The 26,810-nt window shown below is 70.0% G+C and carries 24 protein-coding genes and 1 pseudogene; 5 read left to right on the forward strand and 20 right to left on the reverse strand.

The features are described 5' to 3' along the window. Positions 1–100: 100 nt before the first annotated feature. The 8 genes from QE454_RS05500 to QE454_RS05535 form a co-directional block, all read right to left on the reverse strand. The gene (locus QE454_RS05500) at positions 101–799 is read right to left on the reverse strand and encodes a DNA-3-methyladenine glycosylase (RefSeq protein WP_307457235.1); all 699 of its coding nucleotides are present in this window, start codon (positions 797–799) and stop codon (positions 101–103) included. Further along, positions 799–2,223, reverse strand: coding sequence for a hypothetical protein (locus QE454_RS05505; protein WP_210076778.1), 1,425 nt, complete (start codon positions 2,221–2,223; stop codon positions 799–801). Before QE454_RS05505 ends, QE454_RS05500 begins: the two co-directional genes overlap by 1 nt. Continuing rightward, the gene (locus QE454_RS05510) at positions 2,213–3,070 is read right to left on the reverse strand and encodes a DUF1980 domain-containing protein (RefSeq protein WP_210076776.1); all 858 of its coding nucleotides are present in this window, start codon (positions 3,068–3,070) and stop codon (positions 2,213–2,215) included. Before QE454_RS05510 ends, QE454_RS05505 begins: the two co-directional genes overlap by 11 nt. Next, positions 3,063–4,061: a permease gene (locus QE454_RS05515; RefSeq protein WP_210076774.1), complete on the reverse strand. Its 999-nt coding sequence runs from the start codon at positions 4,059–4,061 to the stop codon at positions 3,063–3,065. Before QE454_RS05515 ends, QE454_RS05510 begins: the two co-directional genes overlap by 8 nt. A 16-nt stretch (positions 4,062–4,077) precedes the next feature. Next, a complete protein-coding gene (locus QE454_RS05520) occupies positions 4,078–4,491 on the reverse strand; it encodes a Fur family transcriptional regulator (protein WP_103207737.1) in 414 nt (137 codons plus the stop codon). Positions 4,492–4,578: 87 nt separating this feature from the next. Further along, positions 4,579–5,439 carry a metal ABC transporter permease gene (locus tag QE454_RS05525; RefSeq protein ID WP_210076772.1) on the reverse strand — a complete coding sequence of 287 codons (861 nt, stop codon included), beginning with the start codon at positions 5,437–5,439 and terminating at the stop codon, positions 4,579–4,581. Further along, positions 5,436–6,251 (reverse strand): metal ABC transporter ATP-binding protein, encoded by an 816-nt coding sequence (locus QE454_RS05530; RefSeq protein ID WP_210076770.1) that lies wholly within the window; start codon positions 6,249–6,251, stop codon positions 5,436–5,438. The genes QE454_RS05525 and QE454_RS05530 overlap by 4 nt, the downstream gene beginning before the upstream one ends. Continuing rightward, positions 6,248–7,246 (reverse strand): metal ABC transporter solute-binding protein, Zn/Mn family, encoded by a 999-nt coding sequence (locus QE454_RS05535; RefSeq protein ID WP_307457225.1) that lies wholly within the window; start codon positions 7,244–7,246, stop codon positions 6,248–6,250. The genes QE454_RS05530 and QE454_RS05535 overlap by 4 nt, the downstream gene beginning before the upstream one ends. 165 nt (positions 7,247–7,411) lie before the next feature. Between QE454_RS05535 and QE454_RS05540 the strand changes: the two are divergent. Continuing rightward, positions 7,412–8,939 (forward strand): annotated as a pseudogene (locus tag QE454_RS05540) (CoA-acylating methylmalonate-semialdehyde dehydrogenase). A 217-nt stretch (positions 8,940–9,156) separates the two neighbouring features. Here QE454_RS05540 and QE454_RS05545 read toward each other — a convergent pair. Then, complete coding sequence (locus tag QE454_RS05545) at positions 9,157–10,662, reverse strand: PucR family transcriptional regulator (RefSeq protein WP_307457222.1); 1,506 nt, start codon at positions 10,660–10,662, stop codon at positions 9,157–9,159. An 84-nt stretch (positions 10,663–10,746) separates the two neighbouring features. Between QE454_RS05545 and QE454_RS05550 the strand changes: the two genes are divergently transcribed. Continuing rightward, positions 10,747–12,072 (forward strand): aspartate aminotransferase family protein, encoded by a 1,326-nt coding sequence (locus QE454_RS05550; protein WP_307457219.1) that lies wholly within the window; start codon positions 10,747–10,749, stop codon positions 12,070–12,072. A 27-nt stretch (positions 12,073–12,099) separates the two neighbouring features. Here QE454_RS05550 and QE454_RS05555 read toward each other — a convergent pair whose 3' ends face one another. The 4 genes from QE454_RS05555 to QE454_RS05570 all read right to left on the reverse strand — a co-directional run bounded on the left by QE454_RS05555 (position 12,100) and on the right by QE454_RS05570 (position 15,324). Further along, complete coding sequence (locus QE454_RS05555) at positions 12,100–12,534, reverse strand: hypothetical protein (RefSeq protein ID WP_307457217.1); 435 nt, start codon at positions 12,532–12,534, stop codon at positions 12,100–12,102. 215 nt (positions 12,535–12,749) lie between these two features. Further along, positions 12,750–13,409 carry a methionine ABC transporter permease gene (locus tag QE454_RS05560; RefSeq protein ID WP_307457214.1) on the reverse strand — a complete coding sequence of 220 codons (660 nt, stop codon included), beginning with the start codon at positions 13,407–13,409 and terminating at the stop codon, positions 12,750–12,752. Next, complete coding sequence (locus QE454_RS05565) at positions 13,406–14,431, reverse strand: methionine ABC transporter ATP-binding protein (protein ID WP_267788650.1); 1,026 nt, start codon at positions 14,429–14,431, stop codon at positions 13,406–13,408. Before QE454_RS05565 ends, QE454_RS05560 begins: the two co-directional genes overlap by 4 nt. After that, a complete protein-coding gene (locus QE454_RS05570) occupies positions 14,428–15,324 on the reverse strand; it encodes a MetQ/NlpA family ABC transporter substrate-binding protein (RefSeq protein ID WP_307457209.1) in 897 nt (298 codons plus the stop codon). The genes QE454_RS05565 and QE454_RS05570 overlap by 4 nt, the downstream gene beginning before the upstream one ends. Before the next feature lie 177 nt (positions 15,325–15,501). On the opposite strand from QE454_RS05570, the gene QE454_RS05575 reads away from it, so the two are divergent. Beyond that, positions 15,502–16,941, forward strand: coding sequence for an MFS transporter (locus tag QE454_RS05575; RefSeq protein WP_307457206.1), 1,440 nt, complete (start codon positions 15,502–15,504; stop codon positions 16,939–16,941). 373 nt (positions 16,942–17,314) lie between these two features. Here QE454_RS05575 and QE454_RS05580 read toward each other — a convergent pair whose 3' ends face one another. Beyond that, positions 17,315–18,673 carry an SLC13 family permease gene (locus tag QE454_RS05580; protein WP_307457203.1) on the reverse strand — a complete coding sequence of 453 codons (1,359 nt, stop codon included), beginning with the start codon at positions 18,671–18,673 and terminating at the stop codon, positions 17,315–17,317. Positions 18,674–18,730: 57 nt separating this feature from the next. Continuing rightward, the gene (locus QE454_RS05585; protein ID WP_307457201.1) at positions 18,731–19,843 is read right to left on the reverse strand and encodes a PrpF domain-containing protein; all 1,113 of its coding nucleotides are present in this window, start codon (positions 19,841–19,843) and stop codon (positions 18,731–18,733) included. Positions 19,844–20,075: 232 nt separating this feature from the next. Between QE454_RS05585 and QE454_RS05590 the strand changes: the two genes are divergently transcribed. Then, positions 20,076–20,987, forward strand: a complete 912-nt coding sequence (locus QE454_RS05590; RefSeq protein ID WP_210076750.1) for a LysR family transcriptional regulator — start codon at positions 20,076–20,078, stop codon at positions 20,985–20,987. A 69-nt stretch (positions 20,988–21,056) separates the two neighbouring features. On the opposite strand, the gene QE454_RS05595 is transcribed toward QE454_RS05590, so the two are convergent. The 5 genes from QE454_RS05595 to QE454_RS05615 form a co-directional block, all read right to left on the reverse strand. Next, positions 21,057–21,386, reverse strand: coding sequence for an aminotransferase class V-fold PLP-dependent enzyme (locus QE454_RS05595; protein WP_307457198.1), 330 nt, complete (start codon positions 21,384–21,386; stop codon positions 21,057–21,059). 145 nt (positions 21,387–21,531) lie between these two features. Then, positions 21,532–22,860: a dihydrolipoamide acetyltransferase family protein gene (locus tag QE454_RS05600; RefSeq protein ID WP_307457195.1), complete on the reverse strand. Its 1,329-nt coding sequence runs from the start codon at positions 22,858–22,860 to the stop codon at positions 21,532–21,534. Between the two features lie 115 nt (positions 22,861–22,975). Further along, entirely contained in the window at positions 22,976–23,953 is a 978-nt protein-coding gene (locus tag QE454_RS05605; protein ID WP_307457192.1) for an alpha-ketoacid dehydrogenase subunit beta, read from the reverse strand. After that, positions 23,950–25,080: a thiamine pyrophosphate-dependent dehydrogenase E1 component subunit alpha gene (locus tag QE454_RS05610; protein WP_307457189.1), complete on the reverse strand. Its 1,131-nt coding sequence runs from the start codon at positions 25,078–25,080 to the stop codon at positions 23,950–23,952. Before QE454_RS05610 ends, QE454_RS05605 begins: the two co-directional genes overlap by 4 nt. Before the next feature lie 98 nt (positions 25,081–25,178). After that, on the reverse strand, positions 25,179–26,255 hold the full coding sequence (locus QE454_RS05615) for a histidinol-phosphate transaminase (RefSeq protein WP_307457187.1): 1,077 nt from the start codon (positions 26,253–26,255) through the stop codon (positions 25,179–25,181). Between the two features lie 133 nt (positions 26,256–26,388). Between QE454_RS05615 and QE454_RS05620 the strand changes: the two genes are divergently transcribed. Further along, positions 26,389–26,793: a phage holin family protein gene (locus QE454_RS05620; RefSeq protein WP_267788675.1), complete on the forward strand. Its 405-nt coding sequence runs from the start codon at positions 26,389–26,391 to the stop codon at positions 26,791–26,793. The last annotated feature ends 17 nt before the right edge of the window (positions 26,794–26,810 follow it).

Genomic DNA, 26,810 nt, shown 5'->3' on the forward strand with positions numbered 1-26,810 from the left:
ACCCAAGATCCCTTGTCTGCACCCCGTCCGAGCGCGGCCGAAGCCCACGTTCGAGAGTGAGGGATGCGAACTGCGTGCTGGAGTGCGCGCAGACAAGGGGTCAGTCTAGCACGGACGGCGTGTCGCCTTGACGGGCAGCCGCCTCCGCCGCGCCCCGCCCCCATCGGAACGCCGAGACCGTGGCATCCCCCTCGATCCAGAAGCGCCAGGGGAAGGCGTCGGTGCCCGCGATGCCCGCGACACCCACGCGCGGCCCGATCGCAACGGCCGGCGGCGGCGCGTCGGGCAGGAGCAACCGCGCTCGCGCGCCCGCGCGCATCTCGCCGCTGACCGCGTCGATGCCGTCGTGGATCGGATGCCGAAGACCCACCGCGTCTGCGAAGCGCCCGGGACCGCGGGCGAGATCGCGCGAGGAGCGCACGGCCCCGCGGCGTTCGAGGCGTCGGCGTTCGGCGATGTCCGCACCCTCGACGATCTCTCCTGCGCGCAGCAGCACTCCACCCGCGACGCCCTCAGGGCCGCAGACGACATTGACGCACGAGTGGATGCCGTGGCTCAGGTACACGTACAGGTGACCGGGCTCGCCCCACATGGTGGCGTTGCGCGCGGTCGGTCCCATGCGCGCATGCGAACCCGGATCGGGCTGCTCGCCGGTGCCGCGCCCGTGGTACGCCTCGACCTCGGTCACGCGCGCGCGGACCCGCTCGCCGGCGACCTCGGTCTCGAGCACGGCGCCGAGCAGCCGCGGCGCGGCCTCGACCGGCAGGTCGACGAGGTCGGCGCGGGTCGCGGGGCGCATCACTGCGGGGGAACCTGGCACCACGAGAGGTCGAAGCCCTGCAGTGCCACGACCTCCTGGCCGCTGTCGACTTCGACGAGGTGCGTGAGCAGACGCTGCGGGAGCGGCAGCTGATACCGGTCGAAGGGGTTGTCGACGGCTCGGGGAGCCACGAGCACGGCGGCATAGCGGCCGCTCGGAGACACGCAGGTCTGCAGCACGGTGTCCGAACCCGGCACGCTCAGCAGCTGACGGACGGCGCCGTCGGTGTCGACGTGCGAGACGATCGTGGAACGGGAGACCCCGTCGGAGCTGATGTCGGCGAACGAGCGGATCGTGCCCGTGCCCGCCCCGGGCATGGGCGTCGCGCGCCCCGCCATGCCGGGGGGATCGACGGGGTCGACCAGCGCTTGCTCGGAGCCGTCGGTGAGGTTGATCTCGCGGATCCCCTCGAGGCGCTCCACGATCGCGACCGACGATCCGCGCGCGATGCCGTCGATCGAGACGGCGCTGCCGAGAGGCGCGGCGTTGCCGCCCTGCGCGTCGGTCAGCAGCAGTCGCGAGTCGAAGGTCAGCACCAGCATGCTGTCGGTGTCGGGCACGAAACGGTAGTCGGCGATGCGCACGTCGCCGCCGTTCAGCCCCACCTCGACGGGCGGGGCGTCGTCGGCCGCCGACGCCGTGAACAGACGGCTCTCGCGTCCCCCGGCAGCGCCCAGGTCGGCATCCGAGAAGGTGAATCCGATGCGCTCGCCCCGATCGGCCGACTGCAGGTTGGTGACGTAGCCGGGGCCCGGGAGGGCGATGTCGCGCTGGTTCTTGCCGTCGGGGTCGGTCACGATGACCCGCGGGGTGTCGCCGTCGCGCACCGAGATCACGAGGTGGTTGGCGGTGGCGCGGAAGTCCTCGATGTGCGGGTGCACAAACACGGGCAGGCCCGCCTGTCCCTGCAGATCGGTGCGGAAGATGGTGTCGCCCTCGGGCGTGCCGCGTTGCATCAGGTAGGCCTGCAGGGCGGGGGTGCGGAACGACTCGGTCAGGGTCGAGGCGGGGCCGGCGCCGAGGCCGCTCACGCCGTTGACGGTGATCGTGTAGTCGGTGTCGTCGCGCAGCGGGAGCGTGAAACGCACGCCGACGCTGCGACCCGAGGTGTCGACGGTGAACGGGGTCGCCGGGTCCACCTGGACCTGCGAGGCGTCCACCTTCTCGAGGGACTGGGTCGTGGTGAGAATCACGCGGGAGCCGGATGCCGCGACGGCGGCCGCCGGATCGACCTGCACGTCCGTGACGCGCGGCCCCTGGGCCACGGCCACCACCGCGCCGAGGCCGCCGACGACGACGAGAGCGACGAGGATCGCGGCGAAGGCGATCGCGAAGCCGCGTCCGCGCCGCCGACGCGCGCGCGAACGCCGGGAGTCGCCGCCGCGACGGGAATCAGTACTCATACGGGTCCGAGGGCTCAGCGATGGCCGCGACCTGGTCGGCGTGCACCGCGAGCTTGCCGTCGCCGCTCGAACGCACCGTGCCCGTGACGGTCACCCACTGCCCGGTCGAGGGGGCGTCGGTGGTGGCCGCGATAGGCAGGCGGGCGGTCTGCGCGTCGATCACGCAGTGCGTGATGACGAGTCGGGTGAGGTCGAAGCTCGATCCGTCGTTGGCCGGGGTGATGAAGCCCGTGAGGGTCACGGGCTTTCCGTCGAAGGTCTCGGGGTTGGTGGCGTGGGCGAAGACCGCCGACCAGTCGCCGATGCCGAACTTCGAGGTGTCGCCCGACGCGGCGAGGGTCACCACGTCGGAGCCGGCGAACAGCGGCGGGGCTCCCACGTCGCGCGACACCGCGAGCTCGGTCGACAGCGACGCCGCGGGAGTCAGCAGCACCGCGATCACCGCACCCGAGGCGAGCACGCCGCCGGTGAACGCCGCGATCCCGCCGGGGGTCAGGCGCGGGCGGGCCGCGAGATGATCGTGGGCTGCGTGATCGTGCGCGTCGAGCGGATCGGTGTGCTCGTGATCGGCGTGCGCGAACGCCTCGCGCCGGGCGGAGGCCGCGGCGGGGGCGTGGCCGTGCTCGTGGTCGTGTCCGTGGTCGGCCTCGGCGCCGAGCGGCAGGGCGAACGAGGCGATCGAGCCGACCAGCGCCAGGAAGGCCATGCCGACGGCGAACCACGCCGAATCGGGGTTGATGTACAGCGCCATGCGGCCGGTGGCCCACAGCGTGATGGTCGTGATCGACAGGCACGCGGTCAGGCCCACCCCGAGCCAGCGCGTGGCGAGAGCACCCGTTCTAGACAAGGAGGTTCACCACCGTTCCGAGTGTGAAGGCGAAGAGCACCACGACGACCGTCATGCCCACGAGCACGCGCGTCGAGAAGGTCGTGCGCAGCAGAGCCATCATCTTCAGGTCGATGATCGGCCCCACCACGAGGAAAGCCACGATCGATCCGGGCGTGAAGGTCGAGGCGAACGACAGCGCGAAGAACGCGTCGACGTTCGAGCACAGCGACACCACGATCGCCAGCGCCATCATCGCGGCGATCGACAGCGCCGGGTCGGACCCGATGGCCAGCAGGGCGCTCCGCGGGATGAGCACCTGGACTGCTCCGGCCAGCAGCGAGCCGATGATGAGGGCCGGCATGACCGAGCGCAGCTCGACGACGAACTGGGCGAGGGTGCGCCGACCACGGTCGCCGCGCTCCTGCACGACGATCTCGCACGTCTCGAGGAAGCGTTCGGTGAGCAGTTTGTCGGGATCGGGATGCCGGCTGTACAGCCAGCCGATCAGGTTGGCGACCAGGTAGCCGCCGATCAGGCGCGCCACCAGGATGCCGTCGCTGAAGCCGAAGGCCGCGTGGGTGCTGATGATGACGATCGGGTTCACGATCGGGGCCGCCACCAAGAAGGTCAGCGTGTCGCTCACTCCGAAACCGCGCATGAGTAGACCGCGGGCGAAGGGCACGTTGCCGCACTCGCAGACGGGGATGAACATCCCCAGCAGCGACAGCACCGCCCGGCGCGCCCAGGGCGCGCGCGGCATCCATCTCTCGATCGCTCCCGGGGGCACCCACACCTGCACGATGATCGACAGCACCACGCCGAGGACCACGAAGGGCAGCGACTCGATGAGCACGCTGAGGGCGAGGGTGAGACCGTCCTGCGCGCGGGTCGGCAACGGCTGCGCGAAGAACGTGGGGGCGAAGGCGTCGACCAGGAACAGCGCCGTGACCACGACGACGCCCAGGCCGAGCGCGACGAGGGTGCGGGAGGCGCCCGAGCGTTGCGGCATGGGAGCCGTGGTGCGACTACTCGTCGCCACGCTCACGAGCCCGGGCGCGGGCGCAATCGGTGCAGATGCCGAAGATGTCGACGACGTGCTCGGCCTCGCTGAACCCGTGTTGGGCGGCGGTGCGCTGTGCCCACTCCTCGACGTCGGTCGCGGCGATCTCGACGGCCTTGCCGCACGAGCGACAGATCAGGTGATGGTGGTGTCCGCGCGTCTCGCAGGCGCGGAAGAGGTTCTCGCCGTCGGGGCTCTGCAGCGAGTCGGCATCGCCGCGGGCCGCGAGACCCGCGAGCGTGCGGTAGACGGTCGCCAGGCCGATGCCGGTGTTCTCGTCGCGCAGGGTCGCGTGCAGCGACTGGGCGCTGACGAAGCCGGGGGCTCCGGAGAGAGCCTCCCGCACGCGTTCGCGCTGCCACGTGTTGCGCTGGACCATGGCCGCGAGTCTAGCGAGGGGATCGGTGAATCGGCTGGGCGTGCTCGAAGTCGGCGGAGTGAGCCCTTCCCGCCCCGGCCGGACGACTCAGAGGGCGCGGGTCGTCCGGTCGCGTCGCGCACCCACCAGACGACACACGAGGTAGATCGCGAACGAGATGGTCGTGATGTACGGACTCACCGGCAGGGTCCCGGCTACCGCCAGGAGCACCCCGCCCACGGCCGAGACGAAACCGAACAGCGCCGCGAGCAGCGGCACCGACAGCGGACCGGATGCCACCCGCATCGCCGCCGCGGCCGGAGTCACCAGCAGCGCCATGACGAGCAGGGCACCGATGATGTGCACGGCGACCGCCACGATGAGTCCCAGCAGCAGCATGAACGCGAGCGACACCGCCGTGGTCGGCACGCCGCGGGCCGCGGCCGACTGCGGGTCGAGCGAGTCGAAGCGCAACGGGCGCCAGATGAGCAGCAGGGCGACCAGCACCGCGACGCCGATCACGACGAGCCACCCCAGCTGCTCGCTCTGCACCGACACGATCTGGCCGGTGAGCAGGCTGAAGCGGGTGGCACTGCGTCCGTTGTAGAGCGACAGGCACAGGATGCCGACCCCGAGCCCGAACGGCATGAGCACGCCGATGATCGAGTTGCGATCGCGCGCGCGGGCGCCCAGCACTCCGATGAGAGCCGCCGCGATGAGCGAGCCCACGATCGATCCCGAGACCACATCGACGCCGACGAGCAGGGCGACGGCGGCGCCGGCGAACGACAGCTCGCTGATGCCGTGCACGGCGAAGGCCATGTCGCGCTGCATGACGAAGACGCCGATGAGTCCGCCGACGAGGCCGAGCACGGCTCCCGCGTACACCGAGTTCTGCACGAGCTCGAGGATCGCGCCGTACTGGCTCACCCCGCCGAACAGGGCGTCGCCAACGTCGGACCAGTTCATGCGTCGTCCTCGTCGTGGTGATGGTGGTGGGCTTCGTCGGCATCCGGCGCTCCGACGACGATCAGTTGACCGCCCGCGCGCACGACGTAGACGGGGGCGCCGTAGAGGGCCGAGAGCGTCTCGGTCGTGAGCACCTCGTCGGGTGTGCCGAGGGTGAAGCGGCCGTTGGCGATGTAGAGGATGCGGTCCACGCGCGAGAGCACCGGGTTGATGTCATGCGTGACCAGCAGGACGGCCGCGTCCCGCTCGCGGCGGTGACGGTCGATGAGCCGGACGACGGCCTGCTGGTTGGCCAGGTCGAGACTCGTGAGCGGCTCGTCGCAGAGCAGCAGGGCGGGGTCGTCCGCGAGAGCCTGGCCCACGCGCAGGCGCTGCTGCTCCCCACCCGAGAGCAGGCCGACGGGTCGGTCTCCGAAGCCCGTGGCCCCGACAGCCTCGAGCAGGTCGTCGATGCGGGCGCGGTCCTTCTTGCGCGACAACGGCAGGCCGAGCCGGTGCCCGTCGACGCCGAGACCGATGATGTCACGGCCGCGCAGGGGTGTCTCCCGCGGCAGCGGACGCTGCTGCGGGATGTAGCCGATGCGGCGGTTGCCGGCCCGATGCACCGGAGCGCCGAGCGCCTCGATAGAACCGGAACTCAGGCGTTCGAGCCCCAGGATCGCGCGCAGCAGTGTCGTCTTGCCCGAGCCGCTGGGGCCGAGCACGGCGACGAGCTCGCCGGGCTCGACCTCGAGGTCGAGCCCGGCCCACAGCTCGCGACCACCCCTCTCGAGGGCGGCGCCGCGGATGCGCAGCGGTGCGGCGGCGCTCACGCCGCCAGCGCGTCGGACAACGCCGTAATGTTGCTCTGCATCCACGAGATGTAAGTCTGACCCTCGGGGAGCGTTTCCGTGAACTCGATCACGGGGATGTTCTTGGCCTTCGCCTCGTTCTGCACCTGCGTCACCTCGGCGCCACCGGTCTGCGGGTTGACGATCATGACACCGATCTGGCCCGAGTCCAGCAGCTGCAGCGACTCGAGCAGGGTCGCGGGCGGGACGTCCTGGCCCTCTTCGACCGATTCGCTGAACTCGTTGGGCGTCGCGTTGTCGAGGCCCGCCGCCGTGGTCAGGTACACGGGCACCGGCTCGGTCACGAAGATCTTCTTGCCGGCATCCTTCGCCTTGATCGCGTCGAGGGAGTCCTCGAGGCCGGCGATCTGCTGGGTGAAGGCCTCGGCGTTCGCGTTGAAGTCGGCCACGTGCTCGGGGGCGAGCGTTCCGAGCTGCTCGGCGATGGCCTCGGTGAGGTCCTCGACCGTGTGCGGGTCGTACCAGACGTGCTCGTTGAAGCCCTCGATGTGGGCGTGGCCGTCTTCGTCCGAGTGGCCATGATCGTCGGCACTCTCGCTGGGCGCCGGGCTCGCGTCGTCGGAGTGCTCTTTCGTGCCGGGGTAGTCGTGGTTGTACTCGACCGCGGTGAGCACCGGGGCCGTGGTGCCGCTGGCCTGGATGAGCGACTCCATGAAGGCGTCGTAGCCGGCGCCGTTCTCGATCACGAGGCCGGCGTTCTTGAGCGTCAGTTGGTCCTGCGCGCTCGCCTCGTACTCGTGCGGGTCCTGGCTGGGCGAGGTGATGATCGAGGCGACGTCGACGTAGTCTCCGCCGACCGCCTGAGCGATCGAGCCGTAGACGTCAGTGGATGCCACGACCTTGATCTTTGCGGACGAGTCCGACGACGCGGGGGAGGCGGTACCTCCGGCGCAACCGGCGAGCGCGAGAACGGAAACGGCCCCGAGGATGACGGGGGCGAGGATGCGACGGGTCATACCGACACCGTAACGCTGATGATAATCGTTCTCAAAATTGCGGGGAGCAGCCAGAGTTATTTCACAGGGGAGAACCGAGGACCCTGCCAGATCGTCCAGGAGTGACGTCTCCCCTGTGCACATCGGCAGGAGTCGAATCGTCGCCCACGTCCTTTACTGGGTGCCATGACCGACCACGATCTCCCCGTCATCGCGCACTGGATCGACGGCGCCGCCTCCCCCTCGACCAGCGGCCGCACCGCTCCCGTGTACAACCCGGCCACCGGCGCCGTGCAGGCCCACGTCGCCCTCGCCGACGAGGCGGAGGTCGACGCGGCCATCGCTTCGGCGCAACGCGGTTTCGCCGTCTGGAGCGGGTACTCCATCGCCAAGCGACAGAGCGTGCTGTTCGCCTTCCGCGAGCTCTTGAACGCTCGCAAGACCGAGCTGGCCGAGATTCTCACCTCCGAGCACGGCAAGGTGCTCTCCGACGCAATGGGCGAGATCGCCCGCGGACAAGAGGTCGTCGAGCTCGCGACGGGTTTCCCGCACCTCCTCAAGGGAGCGTTCAGCGAGAACGCCTCCAACGGCATCGACGTCTACTCGCTCAAGCAGCCGCTCGGGGTCGTCGGAGTGATCAGCCCGTTCAACTTCCCCGCGATGGTACCGATGTGGTTCTTCCCCATCGCCCTCGCCGCGGGCAACGCGGTCGTGCTCAAGCCGAGCGAGAAAAGACCCCTCGGCATCCCTCTGGCTCGCGCAGTTGTGGGCGGAGGCGGGTCTGCCCGCCGGGGCGTTCACCGTCCTGCAGGGCGACAAGGTCGCCGTCGACGGGCTCTTGAACAGCCCCGTGGTGCAGTCGATCTCGTTCGTCGGCTCCACCCCCATCGCGCAGTACATCTACGAGACGGCCGCGAAGAACGGCAAACGCGTCCAGGCGCTCGGCGGCGCGAAGAACCACATGCTGGTCCTTCCCGACGCCGACCTCGATCTCGTCGCCGATCAGGCGGTCAACGCCGGCTTCGGCGCGGCGGGCGAACGATGCATGGCCGTCTCCGTCGTGCTGGCGGTCGACCCGGTCGCCGATGAGCTGATCGCCAAGGTCACCGAACGAATCGGCCGACTGCGCATCGGCAACGGTGCGGCGGGACGAGACGGCGGCAGCGAACCCGACATGGGCCCGCTCATCAGCGAAGCCCATCGCGACAAGGTGTCGTCCTACGTCGACATCGCCGAGGCCGATGGCGCGAAGATCGTCGTCGACGGGCGAGGATTCACCGTCGACGGCCATGAGGACGGGTTCTTCTTCGGCCCGACGCTGCTCGACGAGGTGCCCACCACCTCGCGCGCGTACACCGAGGAGATCTTCGGCCCCGTGCTCTCAGTCGTGCGCGTGAAGAGCTACGAAGAGGGTCTCGAGCTCATCAACAGCGGCGACTTCGGCAACGGAACCGCGATCTTCACGAACGACGGCGGGGCGGCACGGCGCTTCCAGAACGAGGTCCACGTCGGCATGATCGGCATCAACGTGCCGATCCCGGTGCCCGTCGCGTACCACTCCTTCGGTGGATGGAAGAAGTCGCTCTTCGGCGACGCCAAGGCCTACGGCGTGCACGGCTTCGACTTCTTCACCCGAGAGAAGGCCGTGACCAGCCGCTGGCTCGACCCCGCCACCCACGGCGGCATCAACCTCGGCTTCCCCCAGAACAGCTGAGCCTCCTGCACCGGATGCCGCGACCCCGGGTTCTTCGGAGCCTCGGGGTCGCGGCATCCGTCGTTCTCCGCGGGTCTTCCGCCGCCCCGCCTCCCGCGGGCGGTGCCGTCAGGCGGACCTCACCACCGCCCCGCCACCCCACGGCTGCGGGCACCGGCGTGTCGTCCACGAGATCCGCCGGTTGGTCCCGCGGCAACGGGATCGACCGGCGGAACGCTCAGCCCTCGAGCTCGAGCGCGGCCCACAGCTCGGCCCGCGCGGCGAAGCTCGACAGGTCGATCCCGAGCACCTGCTCCAGCTGCGCGACGCGCGCCCTCAGGGTGTGCCGATGGATGCCGAGACTCCGTGCCGCGGGATCCCAGGCACCGTTGGCGTCGAGCCAGACCCGCGCCGAATCTCGGAGGCGCCCCCGTTCGACGGCCGGGAGCGCGTCGAGCGGCTGCAAGAGGGACCGCGCGAGCACCTCGCCCCCGCGGTCGCGGAGCGCGCCGACCAGGCCGCGTCCGGCGAGCTCGTCATAGGCGCGCAGGGCGCCGACCCCGGCGTCACGAGCCGCGTGCGCTGCGCGTCGCAGAGCCTCGGCGAGGTCGTCGCCCGTGTCGTGACGGGCGGTGCCGACGCTCAGACCCCGGCGCTCGGCGAGCGCCGCGAGCGCCGACGCCGCCCCGTCGGCCGCCAGCACGACGACGTCGTCGTCGCGCTCCGCCGAGAACAGGCGCGAGGGGTCGCTCGAGACGAGGTCGAGCTCGTCGAGCAGACCCGGCCGCGCCCCGGCTCCGCGCACCACCCCGACGAGGTAGGGCTCGACCGGTAGGCCGCCGAGCGCCGACTCCGCCACGCGCCGCGCCGTGTCGCCCTGCCCGTCGAGCAGAAGGTCGATCACACCGGCACGCACGCCGCGGAGGGCGGACTGTACGCTGCGCTGCTGCTCGAGCGCGATGCTCGCCAGTGCCACCACCGAAGCCACGAGGTCGCGACCGGCCGGGTCGAGCGGCTCGGGCCCACCCACCGCGAGCACGCCGCGCAGCCGCCCGCTCTGCCCGATCGTCTGCACCAGCGCATGACCGGCCGACGGCACGACGAGGCTCGCCGCGGTGCGTCGCTCCAGCAGGCGCCGGACGTCACGACCGACCTCCGCCTCGACCTCGGGCGGCGCCGCGCGCAGGCCCGGAGACGACAGGCGCCCGCCGACCGCGTCGTAGAGCTCGACCCACGCGTCGAGCAGCAAAGAGAGCGTGGCGAGGATTTCGCGCAGGCCGTCGTCGCGCACCGCGGCACGCGCCACCTGGCGCTGGGCGTCGAGCAGCCACGACAGGCGCGCGGCCCCGTCGGCGGCGATGATGTCGGCGACGAAGCGGATGATCCGGATGAACGGCGCCCGATCGGAGATCTCGACGATCGGCAGGTCGGCGGCCTCCCCCGCGCGCACGACGGCCTCGGGCACGCGGTCGTGGATGATGTCGGTCGCGAAGCCGAGGCCCGCGACCCCGTGCGCCCGCAGGCGTCGGCAGTAGGCCACGGCGTCGGCGGCATCCGGATCGGCGGAGAACTGCGCCCCGTTGGTCAACAGGAGGTTGCCCGCCTCGAGGTACGGGGTGGGGTCGAGCAGGTCGGAACTGTGCACCCACGACAGCGGGCGGTCGAGCGCCTCGTCGTCCCGCCGGCTCAGCACGCGCAGGGGGAACGAGCGGTCGTCGAGGAGAGTGCGGAGGGTCGCGGGCATGGTGGGCCAAACTGTCGATCGTCCGACGAGATTACCGACATATCGTCGCTCCCCGGTGTGGCGCGGCGCGCCCACACTGGTGCCATGTCGACTCCCCTCACCACGACCCGCAACGCCGAGATCAGCGACCGCGACCGCACGAGCGTCTTCCATTCGTGGTCGGCCCAGCGCACCCTCGCCCCGCTCCCCCTCGCGGGCGGCTCCGGCGTGGAGGTGTGGGATGCCGACGGCCGGCGCTACCTCGACTTCTCGAGCATGTTGGTCAACGTCAACATCGGGCACCAGCATCCCAAGGTCGTCGCGGCCATCCAGGAGCAGGCCGCGCAGCTGACCACCGTCGCCCCCGCCCACGCCAGCGAGGTGCGCGCGCACGCGGCCGAGCTCATCCTCGATCGGGCTCCCGAGGGGTTCTCGAAGGTCTTCTTCACCAATGGCGGGGCGGATGCCAACGAGAACGCCATCCGCATGGCCCGCCTGACCACGGGCCGCGACAAGGTCGTGTCGCACTACCGCTCGTACCACGGCAACACCGGGGCGGCGATCGTGGCGACCGGCGACTGGCGCCGCATGCCGAACGAGTACTCGCGCGGCCACGTGCACGTGTTCGGCCCCTACCTCTACCGGTCGGAGTTCTGGGCCGAGACCCCCGAGCAGGAGTGCGAGCGCGCGCTCCGCCACCTCGAGCGCACCGTGCAGGCGGAGGGTCCTGACACCATCGCGGCGTTCCTGTTCGAGACGATCCCCGGCACGGCGGGCGTGCTGGTGCCCCCTCCCGGTTACCTCGAGGGCGTCCGCGCGATCGCCGACCGCTACGGCATCCTGCTCATCCTCGACGAGGTCATGGCCGGTTTCGCGCGGACGGGCGAGTGGTTCGCGTTCGACGCGTTCGGCGTGCGCCCCGACCTCATCACCTTCGCCAAGGGCGTGAACTCCGGATACGTGCCGGTGGGCGGAGTGGCGATCTCGGATGCCTTGGCCTCGGTGTTCGACGACCGCGTCTTCCCCGGCGGCCTGACGTACTCGGGTCACCCGCTCGCCGCGGCATCCATCGTCGCCGCCCAACAGGCGATGGCCGACGAGGGCGTGATCGAGAACGCCCGTCGCGTCGGCGCCGAGGTCATCGGCCCGCGCCTGCGTCAGCTCGCGGAGGACTCACCGCTGGTCGGCGAGGTGCGCGGCCGCGGCGTGTTCTGGGCCGTCGAGCTCGTCGCCGACCAGGCTACGCGCGAGCCGCTGCCCGCCGCACGCATCGGGGCGATCAAGGCCGCGATGCTCGACAAGGGCGTGCTCGGCTTCACCGCCGACAACCGCGTGCACGTGGTGCCGCCCGCCGTGATCGGCGACGCCGACGCCCACCGCGGCCTCGACGTGCTGGTCGAGGTGCTGCGCGGGGAGGCGGATCGCCGCTGAGGCCGGCGCGTTCGAGTCGAGCGCGGATCAGCCTCCGGCAGAGGCTCGGCGATCGCGGGTTCGTCTGCGCATCCGCCAGGCCCGCCAGGCTCCGGTCGACCACAGCGCCCAGACCACCAGCAGGGGCTGGAAGAGCAGCCGGATGCCGCGAGCGAGATCGGTATCGAGACCGAACGCATCGGTGCCCCGCACGAACTGCTCGATGTTGCCGGGGAAGATCGCGACGAAGAAGGCTGCGACGACCCAGCCGACGGCCACGCGCCAACGGCTGAGCACGACGAGCGCGAGCCCGAGCGCGATCTCGACGACCCCGGATGCCACGACCGTGACATCGACCGGGAGCGGGAGCCACGACGGCACCTGAGCGACGAAATCGTCGCGCGCGAACGTGAGGTGCGCGGTGCCGGTGAAGAGCAGTGCGGCACCGAGGAGCCAGCGGGCGAGCGTGCGGGGGAGGCTCATCTACCGAGCGTAAGCGGGGCCGCCCGGGTTGGGCCGCTCACTCCAGGGGTCGGCCGCTCGCTGCGCTCCCGGGTTCGGGTAGGCGCCGCCCCCTACGGTTGAGTGTCCAAAGCACCCGGACGGTTTCGAAAATCGTCCGGGTGTTTTGGACACTCAAGGGAAGGCGCGGGCGCGGCCCGGCGCGAGTGCGGACGCGCCGCGGGCGGCGCCTCCCGTCAGCGGCGCAGGATCCGGTGCGCGAGCGCGTTGCCGATGAGCTGCCCGGCCTGCACGATGACGACGATGATCGCCACGGTCACCCAGGTCGCCTGCTGGTTGAACTGCTGGTAGCCGTAGATGATCGCGAAGTTTCCGAGGCCGCCGCCGCCGATGTAGCCGGCCATGGCCGACATGTCGACGACCGCGATGAACATGAACGTGTAGCCGAGGATCAGCGGGGCCAGTGCCTCGGGGATGACGACGCCGAACAGCACGCCGATGCGGCGCGCACCCGCGGCCCGAGCCGCCTCGACGGTGCCCGGGTCGACCGCCACGAGGTTCTGTTCGACGACGCGGGCGATCACGACCGTGGCCATGATCGTGATGGGGACGATCGCGGCATCCGTCCCCAGGGTCGTCCCCGTCACCGCGCGCGTGACCGGGGCCACAGCGGTGAGGAAGATGATGAAGGGGATCGGGCGGATGAGGTTGATCACGAGGTTCGCGACGGCGAAGACCACGCGGTTCTCGAACAGGTTGCCCGGCCGCGTGGCGTACAGCAGCGCGCCGATGACCAGGCCGGCGACGCCCGAGATCAGCAACGACACGGCGACCATGTAGACGGTCTCGCCGATCGACTGGATCAGCACCGGGGTGAGGGTGTCCCACTTGTTCACGAGCGCACCTCCTGTGCCGGCAGAACGACGTCGGTGTGTGCGCGCAGTTCGGCCACGACGGTGTCGAGGTCGTCCGCGTGCACGCGGTACGTCAGCGTGCCGAGCTGTCGCCCGAGTACGTCGGTCACCCCGCCGTAGACGACGGAGTGGCGCACACCGTGGCGGTGGAACACGTTCGAGACGTCTTCGCTCGAGAACTCGTTGACCTCGACGCTGACCAGCTCTCCCCCGCCGGCGGCGAGGGCCGCCAGGGCCTCACCCGAGGGCACGCCCTGGGTCACCGCCGCGACGAAGCGCTTGGTGAGGTCGGCCCGGGGGTGCGCGAACACGCGGTAGGTGTCGCCGCTGTCGACCACGCGGCCGCCGTCCATCACGATCACCTGGTCGCACAGCTCGTGCACGATCGAGATCTGGTGCGTGATGACGACGATCGTGATGCCCAGGCGCCGGTTGATCTCGCGCAGCAGGTCGAGAACCTCGGCCGTGGTCTGCGGGTCGAGGGCGCTCGTCGCCTCGTCGGCGAGCAGGATACGCGGGTCGGTGGCGATCGCGCGGGCGATGCCGACGCGCTGCTTCTGGCCACCCGACAGGCGTCGCGGGTACTGCTTCGCCTTGTCGCCGATACCGACGAAGTCGAGCAGCTCGGCGACGCGCTTGTCACGGTCGGCCTTCTTCCAACCCGCCACCTTGAGCGGGTACGCGACGTTGGCCGCGACGGTCCGCGAGGTGAAGAGGTTGAACTGCTGGAAGATCATGCCCACGCGGCGCCGAAGGTCGCGCAGTTTCGCCTCGGTGGCATCGCCCACGTTGACTCCGAGCACCTCGACGGTGCCCGACGTGGGTTGCTCGAGACCGTTGAGCAGCCGCACAAGGGTCGACTTGCCGGCACCGGAGTAACCGATCACCCCGACGATCGACCCCTCCTCCACCGTCAGCGACACGTCATCGACGGCGGTGGTGGAGGTGCGGCGATCGGTGCGGAAGCTCTTGGTGACGCCCCGCAGCTCGATGACCGCGGTCATCCCTTCTGGGCCTTGAGGGCGTCTTCGAGGCTCGTCAGCTCGTCCTGCAGCTGCGCGCCGGTCCACTCGGTCTTGAACTGCAGGTTGCCCTGGTTCAGCTCGATGACCGCGGCCTCGACCTCGGTGGAGTGGTACGCGTCGACGACCTTGGCCCAGCGCGGGTCGTCCTTCTTGTCGTCGCGCGTGACGAAGGCGTTGATGTAGGGGGCGAGCTGCGGGTTGTTCAGGTCTTCCTTGAAGATGATGAGCTCGTCGCCGAGCCCGCCCTTCTGCGCCTGCGTGTTGTTGACGATCGCCGCCTGGGCGCTACCGTCCTTGAGCGCGGTCACGGTCTGGTTGGTGTCGACGGGCAGCAGCTCGACCTTCGTCGAGACGATGTCGGCCGGCGTCGAGAAGGCGTTGCCGCCGTCCTTGAGTGTGAGCAGCCCCGCCGTCTGCAGGTTGAGCAGGCCGCGGGCGAGGTTGGTCGGGTTGTTGGGGATTGCGACCTTCGCCCCCTCGGGCAGGTCCTTCACGTCGGTGTACTGCTCGGAGTACAGCGCGAGCGGGTAGACGGCGGTCGCGCCGACCGGCACGAGCGAGCCGTTGTTCTCGACGTTGAACTGCGACAGGTAGATGAGGTGCTGGAAGAGGTTGCCGTCGAGCTCGCCGTCCTGCACGCCCTGGTTGAGCTGCACGCCGTCGTTGATCGTGCGCACCTCGAGGTCGATGCCCTCGTCGGCGAGCTTCTGCTTCAGCACCGTCCAGTGCGTCTCGTTGCCGTCGTCGGCTCCGAGCACGAGGCGGGACTCGTCACCGCCCTGGGCACCGCCGGAGCAGCCGGTGAGGGTGAGGAGGAGGGCTGCGGTGGAGGCGCCGAGGATCGTGGCCAGGCGGGAGGTGCGAGAAGTCATAGCTCCAGGCCACCACGGACACAGCGGATGCCGAAGTCGAGACGTTACGGCCGGTAACGGGCTGTCATGCGGGGTAATGGATTGGGTGGATGCCGAGGCATCGGCGAGGATCCCCGACCGCCGCCTACCCGCGGAGCGCAGCCCGGGGCTCTCAGTGCGGGCGTAGCCTGAGGGGCGATGTCACGGGATGAGAACGCGCGGAAGAGATTGTCCCGGAACAGCCCGCAGGGTCTGGTCGTCGCGATCCTGGCCCTCGCGGGCCTGTGCTCGTCGTTCATGTTCACCCTCGTGGTGCCCATCCAGTCGCAGTTGCCGCAGCTGCTGAACGCCTCGCGCGACGACACCGCCTGGGTCGTGACCTCGACGTTGCTGGCCGCGGCCGTCATCACCCCGATCGCCGGCCGCCTGGGCGATATGTACGGAAAGCGCCGCATCGTGCTGGTGCTGCTGGTCGTGATGATGCTCGGTTCGGTGGTCGCCGCACTGTCGACCGGGATCATCGGCATGATCATCGGTCGCGCCCTGCAGGGGGCGGTCGTCGGCGTGGTGCCGCTGGGGATCTCGATCATGCGCGACGTTCTGCACGAGAACCGCGTCGACAGCGCGATCGCGCTCATGAGCGCGACCCTCGGCGTCGGCGGCGCCCTGGGTCTGCCGATCAGCGCGCTCGTGGCCGAGAACACCGACTGGCACTGGCTGTTCTGGATCGCCGGCGCCCTCGGCGCGCTCGTCTTCGTCCTGATCCTCTGGATCGTCCCCGTCAGCGTGCTCCGCACCGCGGGGCGCTTCGATTACCTCGGCGCCGTCGGCCTCGCGATCGGCTTGATCGGCGTGCTGCTGGCCGTCTCGCGCGGTAACTCGTGGGGCTGGACGTCGCCGCTGACGCTGAGCCTCGCCATCGGCGGCATCCTGATCCTGCTCGTCTGGGGCTGGTACGAGCTGTGTGTCGAGAACCCGTTGCTCGACCTGCGGGTTGCGGCCCGCCGCCCCGTGCTGCTCACCAATCTGGCATCCGTCGCGATGGGCTTCGCCCTGTTCACCTCGAACGTCGCCTACCCGCAGATGCTCGAGCTGCCGGTGGCGACCGGCGTCGGACTCGGCCTGTCACTGCTGGCCGCGAGTCTCGTGGTCATGCCGTCGGGTCTCGTGATGATGGTGCTCTCGCCGATCTCGGGCACCCTCGCCCGCACGATCGGCCCCCGGGTGCTGCTGGTCGCCGGCTCGATCTCGCTGATCCTCGCGTACGGCTTCAGCCTGATCTTCTCGACCGAGGTCTGGCACTTCGTCGTCGCGAACGTCCTGATCGGCTTCGGCATCGGGTTTGGCTACGCCGCCATGCCGATGCTCATCATGCGTGCCGTGCCGCCGAGCGAGACGGGCGCCTCGAACGGCCTGAACGCCCTCGCGCGCTCGCTCGGGACGAGCACGGCCGCCGCGATCGTCGGCGTCGTGCTCGCGACCCTCTCGACCGGCGACGGCGACACCCGCGTCCCGACCTCGCAGGCGTTCCAGGTGTCGTTCCTGATGGGCATCGGGGCGGCGGCGGTCGCGCTGGTGCTGGCGCTGCTCATTCCCACGCGATCGACGCCGATCGAGAAGCGGCCTTCCCTGCCCTGAAAATGAGGCGAGCGAGCGCGCCAAGGTGATCGCGCGCGCCTTCTCCGCGTGGTCGAGCGCCGCCGCCGATGCTGCTTCAGCGTCACCGGGGCGATCACCGCCTCGACGATCACCTCGTGCTCGGCGAAGATCTCCCGCATGCGCTCTGCGCTGGAGGTGCGCACACCGATGCGTGAACGGCGGTGCAGACCGTGCCGCGCAGCCGGCGCGTCGTCGTTGTCGCCGATCTCGACGAACGCAGCCTGGGAGGCCATGTTCGCGCGGTAGGAACCCAGCCGGGGTCTTCGGCGTCGGCGGCACGGATCATCGCGCATCTCGCCGTCGATGACGGAGCCGGGTGGCGTCAGCAGCCACCCGGCACCGCGTGCAATCGTCAGAGCGAGAAGGGTACGACCAGTGCCCCCCACGCCAGCGGGGGCCCGACGAGCACGATGACCGCGGAGTAGCGGAGGATCCGCTGGTAGAAGGCGGCCGGATCGACGTTCTGCGCGTTCGCGAGGACGAGTGCGCCGTTCGTGGAGAAGGGCGAGACGTCGACCACCTTCGCGGCGATGGCCACCGCGGAGATCGCCATGCCTCCTGCGACCGGGCTGCTCTCGATCAGAGGCAGCAGCATCGGGATCGAGATGGCGATGACGGCTGTCGACGACGCGAAGGCGGAGACGATGCCGGCCATGACACAGAGGATGAGCACGCCGATCAGGGGAGAACCCAGGCTGCCGATGCCGCTGGCGACCCATTCGATCGCACCGGCCTCCTCGACGATGCTGATGTACGTGATCATTCCGGCGACCAGCAGGATGGTCGACCAGCTGATGCCCTCGACGGCCGCCGTGAGGTGGCGCTTCTCGATGAAGGCGATGATCGTTCCCGCAACGAGCGCGAGGATGCCGATGTCGAGGTGGAAGACCATCGCGCCGACGGCCAGCGAAACGAGCGCGAGAAGGGTCAGCACCTGGGCGGGTGTCACCCTGAGGCGCGTGGTCTGCAAGGTTTCGGTCAGTGTCATGGTCGCGCCCCCCGACACGCGATCGACCGAGATGTTGCCGGTGGCCGGCACACGTGGGCCGCGGACCGCACCGCCCATCCCAACGAATCCGTCGACCGCTGAGGCGCTGTGTCGAGAACCGGTGATCCGGGCTTTGTAAGCGAAGAACAGCTGGGTGAGGACCGCGATGAGCGTCGAGTACACGAAAGCCGTGACGAAGAGCACGATCGGGGAGAACCCAGGGACGTCTCCGACCATGCCGCTGACGAGAAGCCCCAGCACCGAGATCGGCGATAGCGAACCGGCAAGCGCGCCGTACACGACTGTCATTCCGACCGGCAGGGGATCCATCCCGTGCTTCGCCGCGAAGCTGAGCGCGACAGGGGCGACGAGAGCGACCGCGGCAGGCGGGAAGGTTCCCATCGCCGTCAGGAGTGCGGCGACGCCGAACAGCACCCAGGGAACGAGCGCGGTGCGCCCCCGGACGAGACGCACCCCACGGTCGACGATGAGGTCGACGGTGCCGTTCAGCTTGGCGACGGCGAAGAGATAGGTCACGCCGACGATCGTGAGGAAGAGGTCGGCGGGGAACCCCGCCAGCATCTGCTTCTCGTCTAGTCCGAGGACGAGCGTTCCGACGAGGAACGTGCCGATGAAGCCCAGGATGCCGATGTTGATCGGACGAAGCGTCGCGATGACGACCATCGCGAAGAGGGCGAGGATGGAGATCAGTTCTGGTGACATCTTTGTCTCCCGAGGATGGAGGCGAACGTCCGCGTTACCGGTTGCCCGCCGAATTGATCATGGAACGAGAACGGCGGTTTCGGCCAGGGCCGGAGCGAAGCCGACGAGTTGTTCGGTCGGCAGCGTGACGGACGCATCGGCGAGTCGACGTGCCGTGCGCACGACGCCGACCGCCGGCGATTCGCCTCGGCGCCCCGCCTGGGTGGTGATGACGCCTGACGGCGTCCGGAACGAGACGGCCCCCGGCTCGCGAGATGCTGCGAGTCGATGGACGACGGTGCCCTCCGTGGTCGCGGCCAGCGTCAGGGCGACGCTGCCGGTGATCGCCAGGGCGGGGTGGGTCTTTCCCATCGACATCATGACCACGCCGAGATCGTGGTCGTCTCCGCGCGGAGCGGACACGAGTGCGACTTTCGGAATCGCCTTCGCCGCCTCCTTCGGAGTCGCGGCCAGACGCATGCGCACCGCCGCCTCGCGCCGGATGCCGTCGATCCGGGCCAGGAGGTCGGGGCGGCTGTCGATGTCGGCCGGGCTCTCGAACCCGCTGAGCCCGAGCGATGAGGCCGTCACGGCGACGACCGGCGCGCCCGCGTCGATGAGCGTCACCGGCACGCCGCCGATCGACTCGGCCGTCCGACCGGTGGGGAGCAGGCTGCCCGTCGTTCGACCAGCCGGATCGACGAACCACAGCGTGACCGCGAGCCCAGCGTGGGGGACGCCCGCGATTCGCGCGTCTCCCGACTCGGAGAAGTTTCCGCCGGGCGTGGGCACGTCGGAGACGATGAGCTGGCCCGTGTTGGTGTTGTGAATGCGGACGGCCGTTCGTTCTCCTCTCGGCTGGAGCCATCCAGCGTGCAATGCATACGGCGCGATCGCCGCGGAACAGTTGCCGCAGTTACTTGACCAGTCCACGCGGGAATCGGCGAGTCCGATCTGGGCGAAGGAGTAGTCGATGTCGGCGTCGTCGCGCCGGCTGGGTGCGAGGATGACGGCCTTGCTGGTGGTGGAGGTTCCGCCGCCGATCCCGTCGATCTGCCGTCCGTCGGGGCTACCGTACAAGCGCAGGAGCACCTCGTCGATCGGGGCGCCGACCCGTTCCAGGTCTTCTCGGCGGAAGACCCAGCATTTGCTGGTTCCGCCTCGCATGAGCGTCGCGGGAATGTCGAGCATCAGAGCCTCCTCGGGGGATCGGGCTCCATACTCGTCCGAATAAAGGTTCATAAAAACAGGCACTTGCTTCATTGGGGTACCGTCTTGCTTAACCCTCACCAGGTCGGCAAAAACGCTCTTCGCGAGTAGATATGGGCTGCGACGACGGCCTATCCGCCCTGCTATGCGTGTAGGTTTGCTTAACGCACATTTACCGAAGGCCGGGAGGCTGCACACAAAAGTCGGAGGTTCCATGCTCGACGTTCGTCGCCTCTCCGTGCTCGTGACCATCCTCGACAGCGGCTCCCTGACGGCTGCCGCGAAGACGCTGGGCTACTCAACGTCGGCTCTCTCGCAGCAATTGCAGCGCCTGGAGCAGGAGGTCGGCCAGCCGCTCGTCCGACGGCAGCCCCGCGGCGTGATCGCGACCGAGGCCGGGGCCCTCCTCGCGGGGCACGCTCGCTACATCCTCCGCCGTCTGCAAGCCGCCGAATCGGAACTGGGCGAGCTCGCCGGCCTTCGCCGCGGAAGGATCGCGGTCGGGACTTTCCCGACCATCGGCAGCACGCTCATGCCGATCGCCATCAGCCGTTTCCGCCGTGACTATCCGCAGGTCCGGCTCGACGTGCAGAGTGCGAGGTTCGACGAGCTCGTGGCGTCCCTGCTCGAGAACACCATCGGCCTGTCGCTGCTGTGGGACTACGAATGGAACCGCATCGACGAACCCGACCTGTCGGTGACCCCGCTCTTCGAGGACCCGACCGTACTCGTCGTCTCGCAAGATCACCGTCTCGGCCGAGCCCGACAGGTGAGCATGTCGATGCTGCGACACGACGAGTGGATCGTTCGCAAACGCGACCATCCGGTCGCCGAAGTGCTGGAGCGCAGCTCGCGCGCAGCCGGGTTCACTCCGACGATCGCCTTCGAAGCGAACGACTATCAGGAGGCGCTCGCGATGGTCAGCGTCGGACTCGGCGTAGCCCTGGCCCCACGGACCGCGGTGCAGTCCGCGCGGCCCGACGTGAGGATCGTCAGCCTGGGCCAGGAAGCGCCCTCACGACGCGTCGTCGTCGCCCACCGCAGCGACCGCGTACGGCCCCCGGGCGAGCGCGCGATGCACCAGATCCTCGTCGAGGTCGCCCGCGAGCACCTGACGACAGGGTGAGGCACGCCGCGCGGAGCGGCGCAGACGTCGAGCGGCCGGATGACGTCGAACATCGCCGGGGAGCACCCGTCACTGCCCTGACTCTCGCCGGCCGGGCGGCCTCATCACGGCGAATCGTCGGGGACCGATGCCGTGCTGCCGAGGCCCGATCCCGTCGCGCCCCCAGCCCGCCGCGTACCGGGCGGCGACACCGAGACCGATCTTGCCCGCGTAGTTGGTCTCCCAGTTCTCGAACCGACGGGCATCGTCGCGCACGACGTAGCTGTCGGGGCCCGTCCAGCGTGCCGCGTGCAGGTCGAGGAAGGGCGGCTCGATGCGGTCGAGGAAGCTCAAGCGCACGTACAGGAAGCCGGTGCCGCGGGGGCCGCGCAAGAACTCGCGTCCCGCGCCCGAGAGCACGTCGCATCCTCCGCTCCGGCGTTGTTCAGGTGCGCGACATGCGCGGTTCCCGGGGTCTCGAAGCGGGCGCGCGACACATCGCCCGGTGTGAGCAGCCGTCTATTCGAGCAGACTTCCGGCTGCGCCGAGGACCGTATCCGCAAACTCAGTCCAGCAGCAGCGCCGGCTCCTCCAGCACGGATGCCACATCCGCGATGAACCGCGAGATCCCGTCGCCGTCGACCACGCGGTGATCGAACGAGCCCGACACCGTGGTCACCCAGCGGGGGCGAACCTCGCCGTCGACGACCCACGGCTTCTGGCGGATCGCGCCGAGCGCGATGATGCCCGCCTCGCCGGGGTTGATGATCGGGGTGCCGGCATCCACTCCGAACACGCCGATGTTGGTGATCGTGAACGTGCCACCGGTCTGGTCGGCCGGGCTCGTCTTGCCCTCGCGCGCGGTGAGGGTGAGGGTCTCGAGCGCCTTGGCCAGCTCGCGCGTGTTCATCGACTGCGCGTCCTTGATGTTCGGCACCAGCAGGCCGCGCGGGGTCGCCGCGGCGATGCCGAGGTTGACGTAGTGGCGGACCGAGATCTGCGCGCCGTCCTCGGTGTCGACCCACGCGGCGTTGATCATCGGCGTGCGGCGCAGGGCCCAGATCACGGCGCGCGCCATGATCAGCAGCGGCGAGATCTTGACGTCGGCGAAGTCGGGTGAGGCCTTGAGACGCTTGACGAGCTCCATGGTGCGCGAGGCGTCGACGTCGACCCACACCGACACGTGCGGCGCCGAGTAGGCGCTCGAGGTCATCGCGTTCGCGGTCGCCTTGCGGACGCCCCGGACGGGGATCGACTCCTCGCGGGCGTCGGAGGCGGGGGCGGATGCCGTGGGCGCGGCCGGCGCGGGAGCAGCCACCGGGATCGTCTCCTCGCGCACGGCGCCCCACGCGGGGGTCTCGATGTTGCGGAAGACGCTCGCCTGCTCGGCGTGCTTCACCACGTCGTCGCGGGTGACCTCGCCGGCGGGGCCGCTGGGCGTCACCGCCGAGAGGTCGACGCCCAGATCGCGCGCGAGTTTGCGGATCGGAGGCTTGGCGACCACGCCGACCGAGGCCTTCACGGGGCGCTCGGCGGGCTTGCGACGCCGGGACGACACCGCCCCACCCGTGCCGTAGCCGACGAGGACCGCTCCGCCGGGGTCGCTGGGCTCGGGGACACTGACCGGGGCCGCGGGCGCGGGGGCAGCGGCATCCGTCGATCCGATCGTGATGATCGGGGCGCCGACCTCGACGGTGGAGCCCTCGGATGCCAGCAGCTCCCCGACCGTGCCCGCGTAGGGCGACGGCAGCTCGACGAGCGACTTGGCCGTCTCGATCTCGACGATCACGTCGTTGACGGCGACGGCGTCACCGGGCGCGACGCGCCACTGGACGATCTCGGCCTCGGTGAGGCCTTCTCCGACGTCGGGGAGAACGAAGGTCTGCTCGGTCACGGTGTGTCCTTTGCTCGCGAGACTTCATCTGGCTGACGGAACGACGGCACCTTGTCGCGGTTTCGTCGGCGAGTTGCAGTCTCGCGGTTCATGGCGGGGGGAGAGGAAGAGCGGGTCAGTACGCCAGAGACCGGTCGACGGCCTCGAGGATGCGGTCGGCGTCGGGCAGATACGTGCCCTCGAGCTTCGCGGGCGGGAACGGCACGTCGAAGCCCGACACGCGCAGCACGGGCGCCTCGAGCGCGAAGAACGCCTTCTCCATCACGGTCGCGGCGATCTCGGAGCCGAGCGAGGTGAAGCCCGGGGCCTCTTGCGCGTAGACCATGCGGCCGGTGCGACGCACCGAGTCGAGCAACGGACCGTAGTCGACGGGCGACAGGGAGCGCAGGTCGATGACCTCGCAGCTCGTGCCCTCGCTCTCGGCGAGCGCCGCGGCCTGCAGCAGCGTCGTCACCATCGCGCCGTGGCCGACGAGCGTGACGTCGGTGCCGCGTCGGACGATGCGGCTGGCGTGCAGCGGCAGCGCGGGCGCCTCGGTGTCGACCTCGCCCTTCTGCCAGTACTTCGCCTTCGGCTCGAGGAAGATCACCGGGTCAGGCGAGGCGATCGCCTGCTGCATCATCCAGTAGGCGTCGTTCGCGTTCGAGGGACTGACGACCCGGAGTCCCGCGGTGTGCGTGAAGTACGCCTCGGGGCTCTCCTGGTGGTGCTCGACCGCGCCGATGTGCCCGCCGTAGGGGATGCGGATGACGACGGGCATCTGCACCGCGCCTTCGTGGCGGTTCGTGATCTTCGCCAGCTGCGAGGTGATCTGGTCGAAGGCGGGGAAGACGAAGCCGTCGAACTGGATCTCGAGGACGGGGCGGAAACCGCCCATCGCCAGGCCGATCGCGGTGCCGACGATGCCGGATTCCGCGAGTGGGGAGTCGATGACGCGGCGCGGGCCGAAGTCCTTCTGCAGGCCCTCCGTCACGCGGAAGACGCCGCCGAGCGGGCCGATGTCCTCGCCCATGAGCAGGACGCGGTCGTCCGTCTCGAGCGCGCGACGGAGGCCCGCGTTGAGCGCGCGGCTGATCGGAAGGTTCTCAGTCACTTCGCGCCCCCGTCCATCGACGCCTCGTAGTCGTCGAGCCAGCGCTGCTCCTCCTGGATGAGCGCGTGCGCCTCGGAGTAGACGCTCTCGAACATGTGCGCGCGCGGGATCGAACCGAGCTCGTTCGTGCGCACGCGCACGTCGTCGGCGAGGGCGGCACCCTCGGCATCCGCGTCGTCGAAGAACTGCTGCGAGGCGCCGCGGGCCTCGAGGAACGCACGCATACGGGCGATCGGGTCGCGCCCGGCCCACGCTTTCTCTTCGTCGGAGGTGCGGTACTTCGTGGGGTCGTCGCTGGTGGTGTGCGCGCCCATGCGGTAGGTCATGGCCTCGATCGCGCGGGGGCCGCCGCCCGCGCGCGCCTCGTCGAGGGCGACCTTCGACACGGCGTAGCTGGCGAGCACGTCGTTGCCGTCGACCTGGAGGCTCGGGATGCCATAGCCCTCGCCGCGCTTGTACAGCGGCGAGCGCGACTGCGTGGCGACGGGCACCGAGATGGCCCACTGGTTGTTCTGCAGGAAGAAGACCTCGGGGGTCTGGAAGCTCGCGGCGAAGACCATCGCCTCATGCACGTCGCCCTGGCTGGAGGCACCGTCGCCGTAGTAGACGATGACGGCCTCGTCGCGATCGGGGTCGCCGCTGCCGCTCTTGCCGTCGAACACCAGGCCCATGGCCAGACCCGTGGCGTGCAGGGTCTGCGCACCGAGGACCAGCGTGTAGATGTGGGTGTTGCCGTTCTTCGGGTCGGTGGGGTCCCACCCGCCGTGGGTGAGTCCGCGCATGAGCCGGATGATGTCGAGCGGGTCGACACCGCGGATGCGGGTGACCACGTGCTCGCGATACGAGGGGAAGACGTGGTCCTGCGCGCGGGCCGCGCGAGCCGAGCCGACCTGCGCGGCCTCCTGCCCGAACGACGGCGGCCACAGGGCCAGCTGACCCTGACGCTGCAGGTTGGTCGCCTGCACGTCGAAGGCGCGGATCGACACCATGTCGCGGTAGAAGGTCTCGAGTTCGGCGTCGCTGAGGGCGTCGATGAGCGGCAGGTAGCGCTCGGCCGCGGGCGTGGGCGCCAGCGTGCCGTCGGCTGCCAGAACGCGCACGAGAGCGGGATCGTCGAGCGGGGTCATGGTCCCACGCTAACGCGCGACCCATGCGCGCGACCGCATGAGGTGCACAACGGATGCCGGAATCCGACGTGCCCGATCGACAAAGGCGCCCCCGCGGGTCAGCGCACGGCGGCGGCCGCGGCGACCTCGACCACGCGGTCGAGCGACTCTTCCTCGCCGATCGAGATGCGGATGCCGTCACCCGGGAAGGGGCGCACGATGAGCCCGGCCTCTTCGAAAGCGGTGGCAACCTCGACCGTGCGGTCGCCGGCGGCGAGCCACACGAAGTTGCCCTGCGCGTCGGGGACGTCCCACCCGGCCTCGCGCAGGCGGTCGACCAGCCGGTCGCGTCGCTCGGCGATGACCTTCACGCGGTGCAGCAGCTCGCTCTCGGCATCCAGGCTCGCGATCGCCGCGGCCTCGCCGGCTGCGGTGACCGAGAGCGGGATCGCGGTGCTGCGCGCGGCGTCCAGCACGTCGGTGTGGCCGATCGCGTAGCCGATGCGCAGGCCCGCGAGACCGTACGCCTTCGAGAAGGTGCGGAGCACGACCACGTTCGGGCGGTTGAGCACGGCGCGCACGCGGCTGCCCTCGACCGAGTCGGGGTCGGTGACGAACTCGGCGTAGGCCTCGTCGAGCACGATCAGCACATCGCGCGGCACGGCGTCGACGAAGGCGGCGAACTCGTCGTAGCCGACGGTCGGGCCGGTGGGGTTGTTGGGGCTGCAGACGATCACGAGGCTCGTGCGCTCGGTGACGGCGGCGGCCATCGCGGGAAGGTCGTGACGCGAGTCCGCCGTCAACGGCACCTGCACGCTCTTTGCGCCCGCGACGGCGACCAGAGAGGGGTAGGCCTCGAACGAGCGCCAGGCGTAGACGACCTCGTCGCCGGGGCCCGACGTCGCCAGCAGCAACTGCGCGAGCACCGAGACGCTGCCGGCACCGACGTGCACCTCGTCGGGCGAGACGCCGTACCGCGCGGCGAGACGCTCGCGCAGGCGCGCGGCCGTGGCATCCGGGTATCTGTTGAACGCTCCCGCCGCGACGACCGCGTCGAGGACGCCGGGGAGCGGCTCGAAGGGGTTCTCGTTGCTCGAGAGCTTGAAGGCGTCGGGGCTGGCCTGTCGCCCCTGCCGGTACGCGGGCAGGGCGGCGATCTCGGGGCGGATACGGGGCAGGACCGGCTCTTCACTCACCCCGCGAGCCTAACCGGGGGCCCGCCGCGCGCGTCAGTCCGACTTTTCCGGCCCGCTCCTCCCCACGATGGGGAGAGCCGCGAGCTCTCCACAAGGCCATGGTGCTCCAGCGGGTGCGTGCCACGATGGGGGCATGCGCTTCGTCGTCCGCGTCGCCGTCAATGCCTTCGCCATCTGGATCGTCACGCTGCTGCCCGCCCTGCAGGTGCGGCTGATCCCCTTCGCTCCGGGCGAGTGGTTCCAGGTGCTGCTCACGCTGCTGCTGGTCGGGCTCATCTTCGCCCTGGTGAACACGATCATCGGCACCGTGGTCAAGATCGTCGCGATCCCGCTCTACATCCTCACCCTCGGGCTCATCTCGCTGATCATCAACGGTTTCCTGCTGTGGCTCACGGGCGTCATCACCGAGAACTGGGACTGGGGCCTGCGCACCGGCGAGTTCTGGCTGACGGTCGTCGCAGCGCTCGTCATCGGCATCATCAACGCCGTGCTCGGCGGCATCCTGCGCCCGCGGCGCGAGGAGCGCGAACGCCGCTGATGCGCGCGGGGCTCATC

It is taken from the genome of Microbacterium sp. SORGH_AS_0454 (assembly GCF_031453395.1).
Classification (GTDB): Bacteria; Actinomycetota; Actinomycetes; order Actinomycetales; family Microbacteriaceae; genus Microbacterium.

What these genes read in the sequence shown, in the direction of transcription:
- QE454_RS05520 (WP_103207737.1), bottom strand. Translation starts at nt 4,491, where the DNA reads ATGGTCCAGCGCAACACGTGGCAGCGCGAACGCGTGCGGGAGGCTCTC.
- QE454_RS05500 (WP_307457235.1), bottom strand. Translation starts at nt 799, where the DNA reads ATGCGCCCCGCGACCCGCGCCGACCTCGTCGACCTGCCGGTCGAGGCC.
- QE454_RS05570 (WP_307457209.1), bottom strand. Translation starts at nt 15,324, where the DNA reads ATGACTTCTCGCACCTCCCGCCTGGCCACGATCCTCGGCGCCTCCACC.
- QE454_RS05505 (WP_210076778.1), bottom strand. Translation starts at nt 2,223, where the DNA reads ATGAGTACTGATTCCCGTCGCGGCGGCGACTCCCGGCGTTCGCGCGCG.
- QE454_RS05545 (WP_307457222.1), bottom strand. Translation starts at nt 10,662, where the DNA reads ATGCCCGCGACCCTCCGCACTCTCCTCGACGACCGCTCGTTCCCCCTG.
- QE454_RS05610 (WP_307457189.1), bottom strand. Translation starts at nt 25,080, where the DNA reads ATGACCCCGCTCGACGATCCCGCTCTCGTGCGCGTTCTGGCAGCCGAC.
- QE454_RS05535 (WP_307457225.1), bottom strand. Translation starts at nt 7,246, where the DNA reads ATGACCCGTCGCATCCTCGCCCCCGTCATCCTCGGGGCCGTTTCCGTT.
- QE454_RS05575 (WP_307457206.1), top strand. Translation starts at nt 15,502, where the DNA reads ATGTCACGGGATGAGAACGCGCGGAAGAGATTGTCCCGGAACAGCCCG.
- QE454_RS05585 (WP_307457201.1), bottom strand. Translation starts at nt 19,843, where the DNA reads ATGCTCGACATTCCCGCGACGCTCATGCGAGGCGGAACCAGCAAATGC.
- QE454_RS05525 (WP_210076772.1), bottom strand. Translation starts at nt 5,439, where the DNA reads ATGAACTGGTCCGACGTTGGCGACGCCCTGTTCGGCGGGGTGAGCCAG.
- QE454_RS05565 (WP_267788650.1), bottom strand. Translation starts at nt 14,431, where the DNA reads ATGACCGCGGTCATCGAGCTGCGGGGCGTCACCAAGAGCTTCCGCACC.
- QE454_RS05620 (WP_267788675.1), top strand. Translation starts at nt 26,389, where the DNA reads ATGCGCTTCGTCGTCCGCGTCGCCGTCAATGCCTTCGCCATCTGGATC.
- QE454_RS05515 (WP_210076774.1), bottom strand. Translation starts at nt 4,061, where the DNA reads ATGCCGCAACGCTCGGGCGCCTCCCGCACCCTCGTCGCGCTCGGCCTG.
- QE454_RS05555 (WP_307457217.1), bottom strand. Translation starts at nt 12,534, where the DNA reads ATGAGCCTCCCCCGCACGCTCGCCCGCTGGCTCCTCGGTGCCGCACTG.
- QE454_RS05580 (WP_307457203.1), bottom strand. Translation starts at nt 18,673, where the DNA reads ATGTCACCAGAACTGATCTCCATCCTCGCCCTCTTCGCGATGGTCGTC.
- QE454_RS05590 (WP_210076750.1), top strand. Translation starts at nt 20,076, where the DNA reads ATGCTCGACGTTCGTCGCCTCTCCGTGCTCGTGACCATCCTCGACAGC.
- QE454_RS05550 (WP_307457219.1), top strand. Translation starts at nt 10,747, where the DNA reads ATGTCGACTCCCCTCACCACGACCCGCAACGCCGAGATCAGCGACCGC.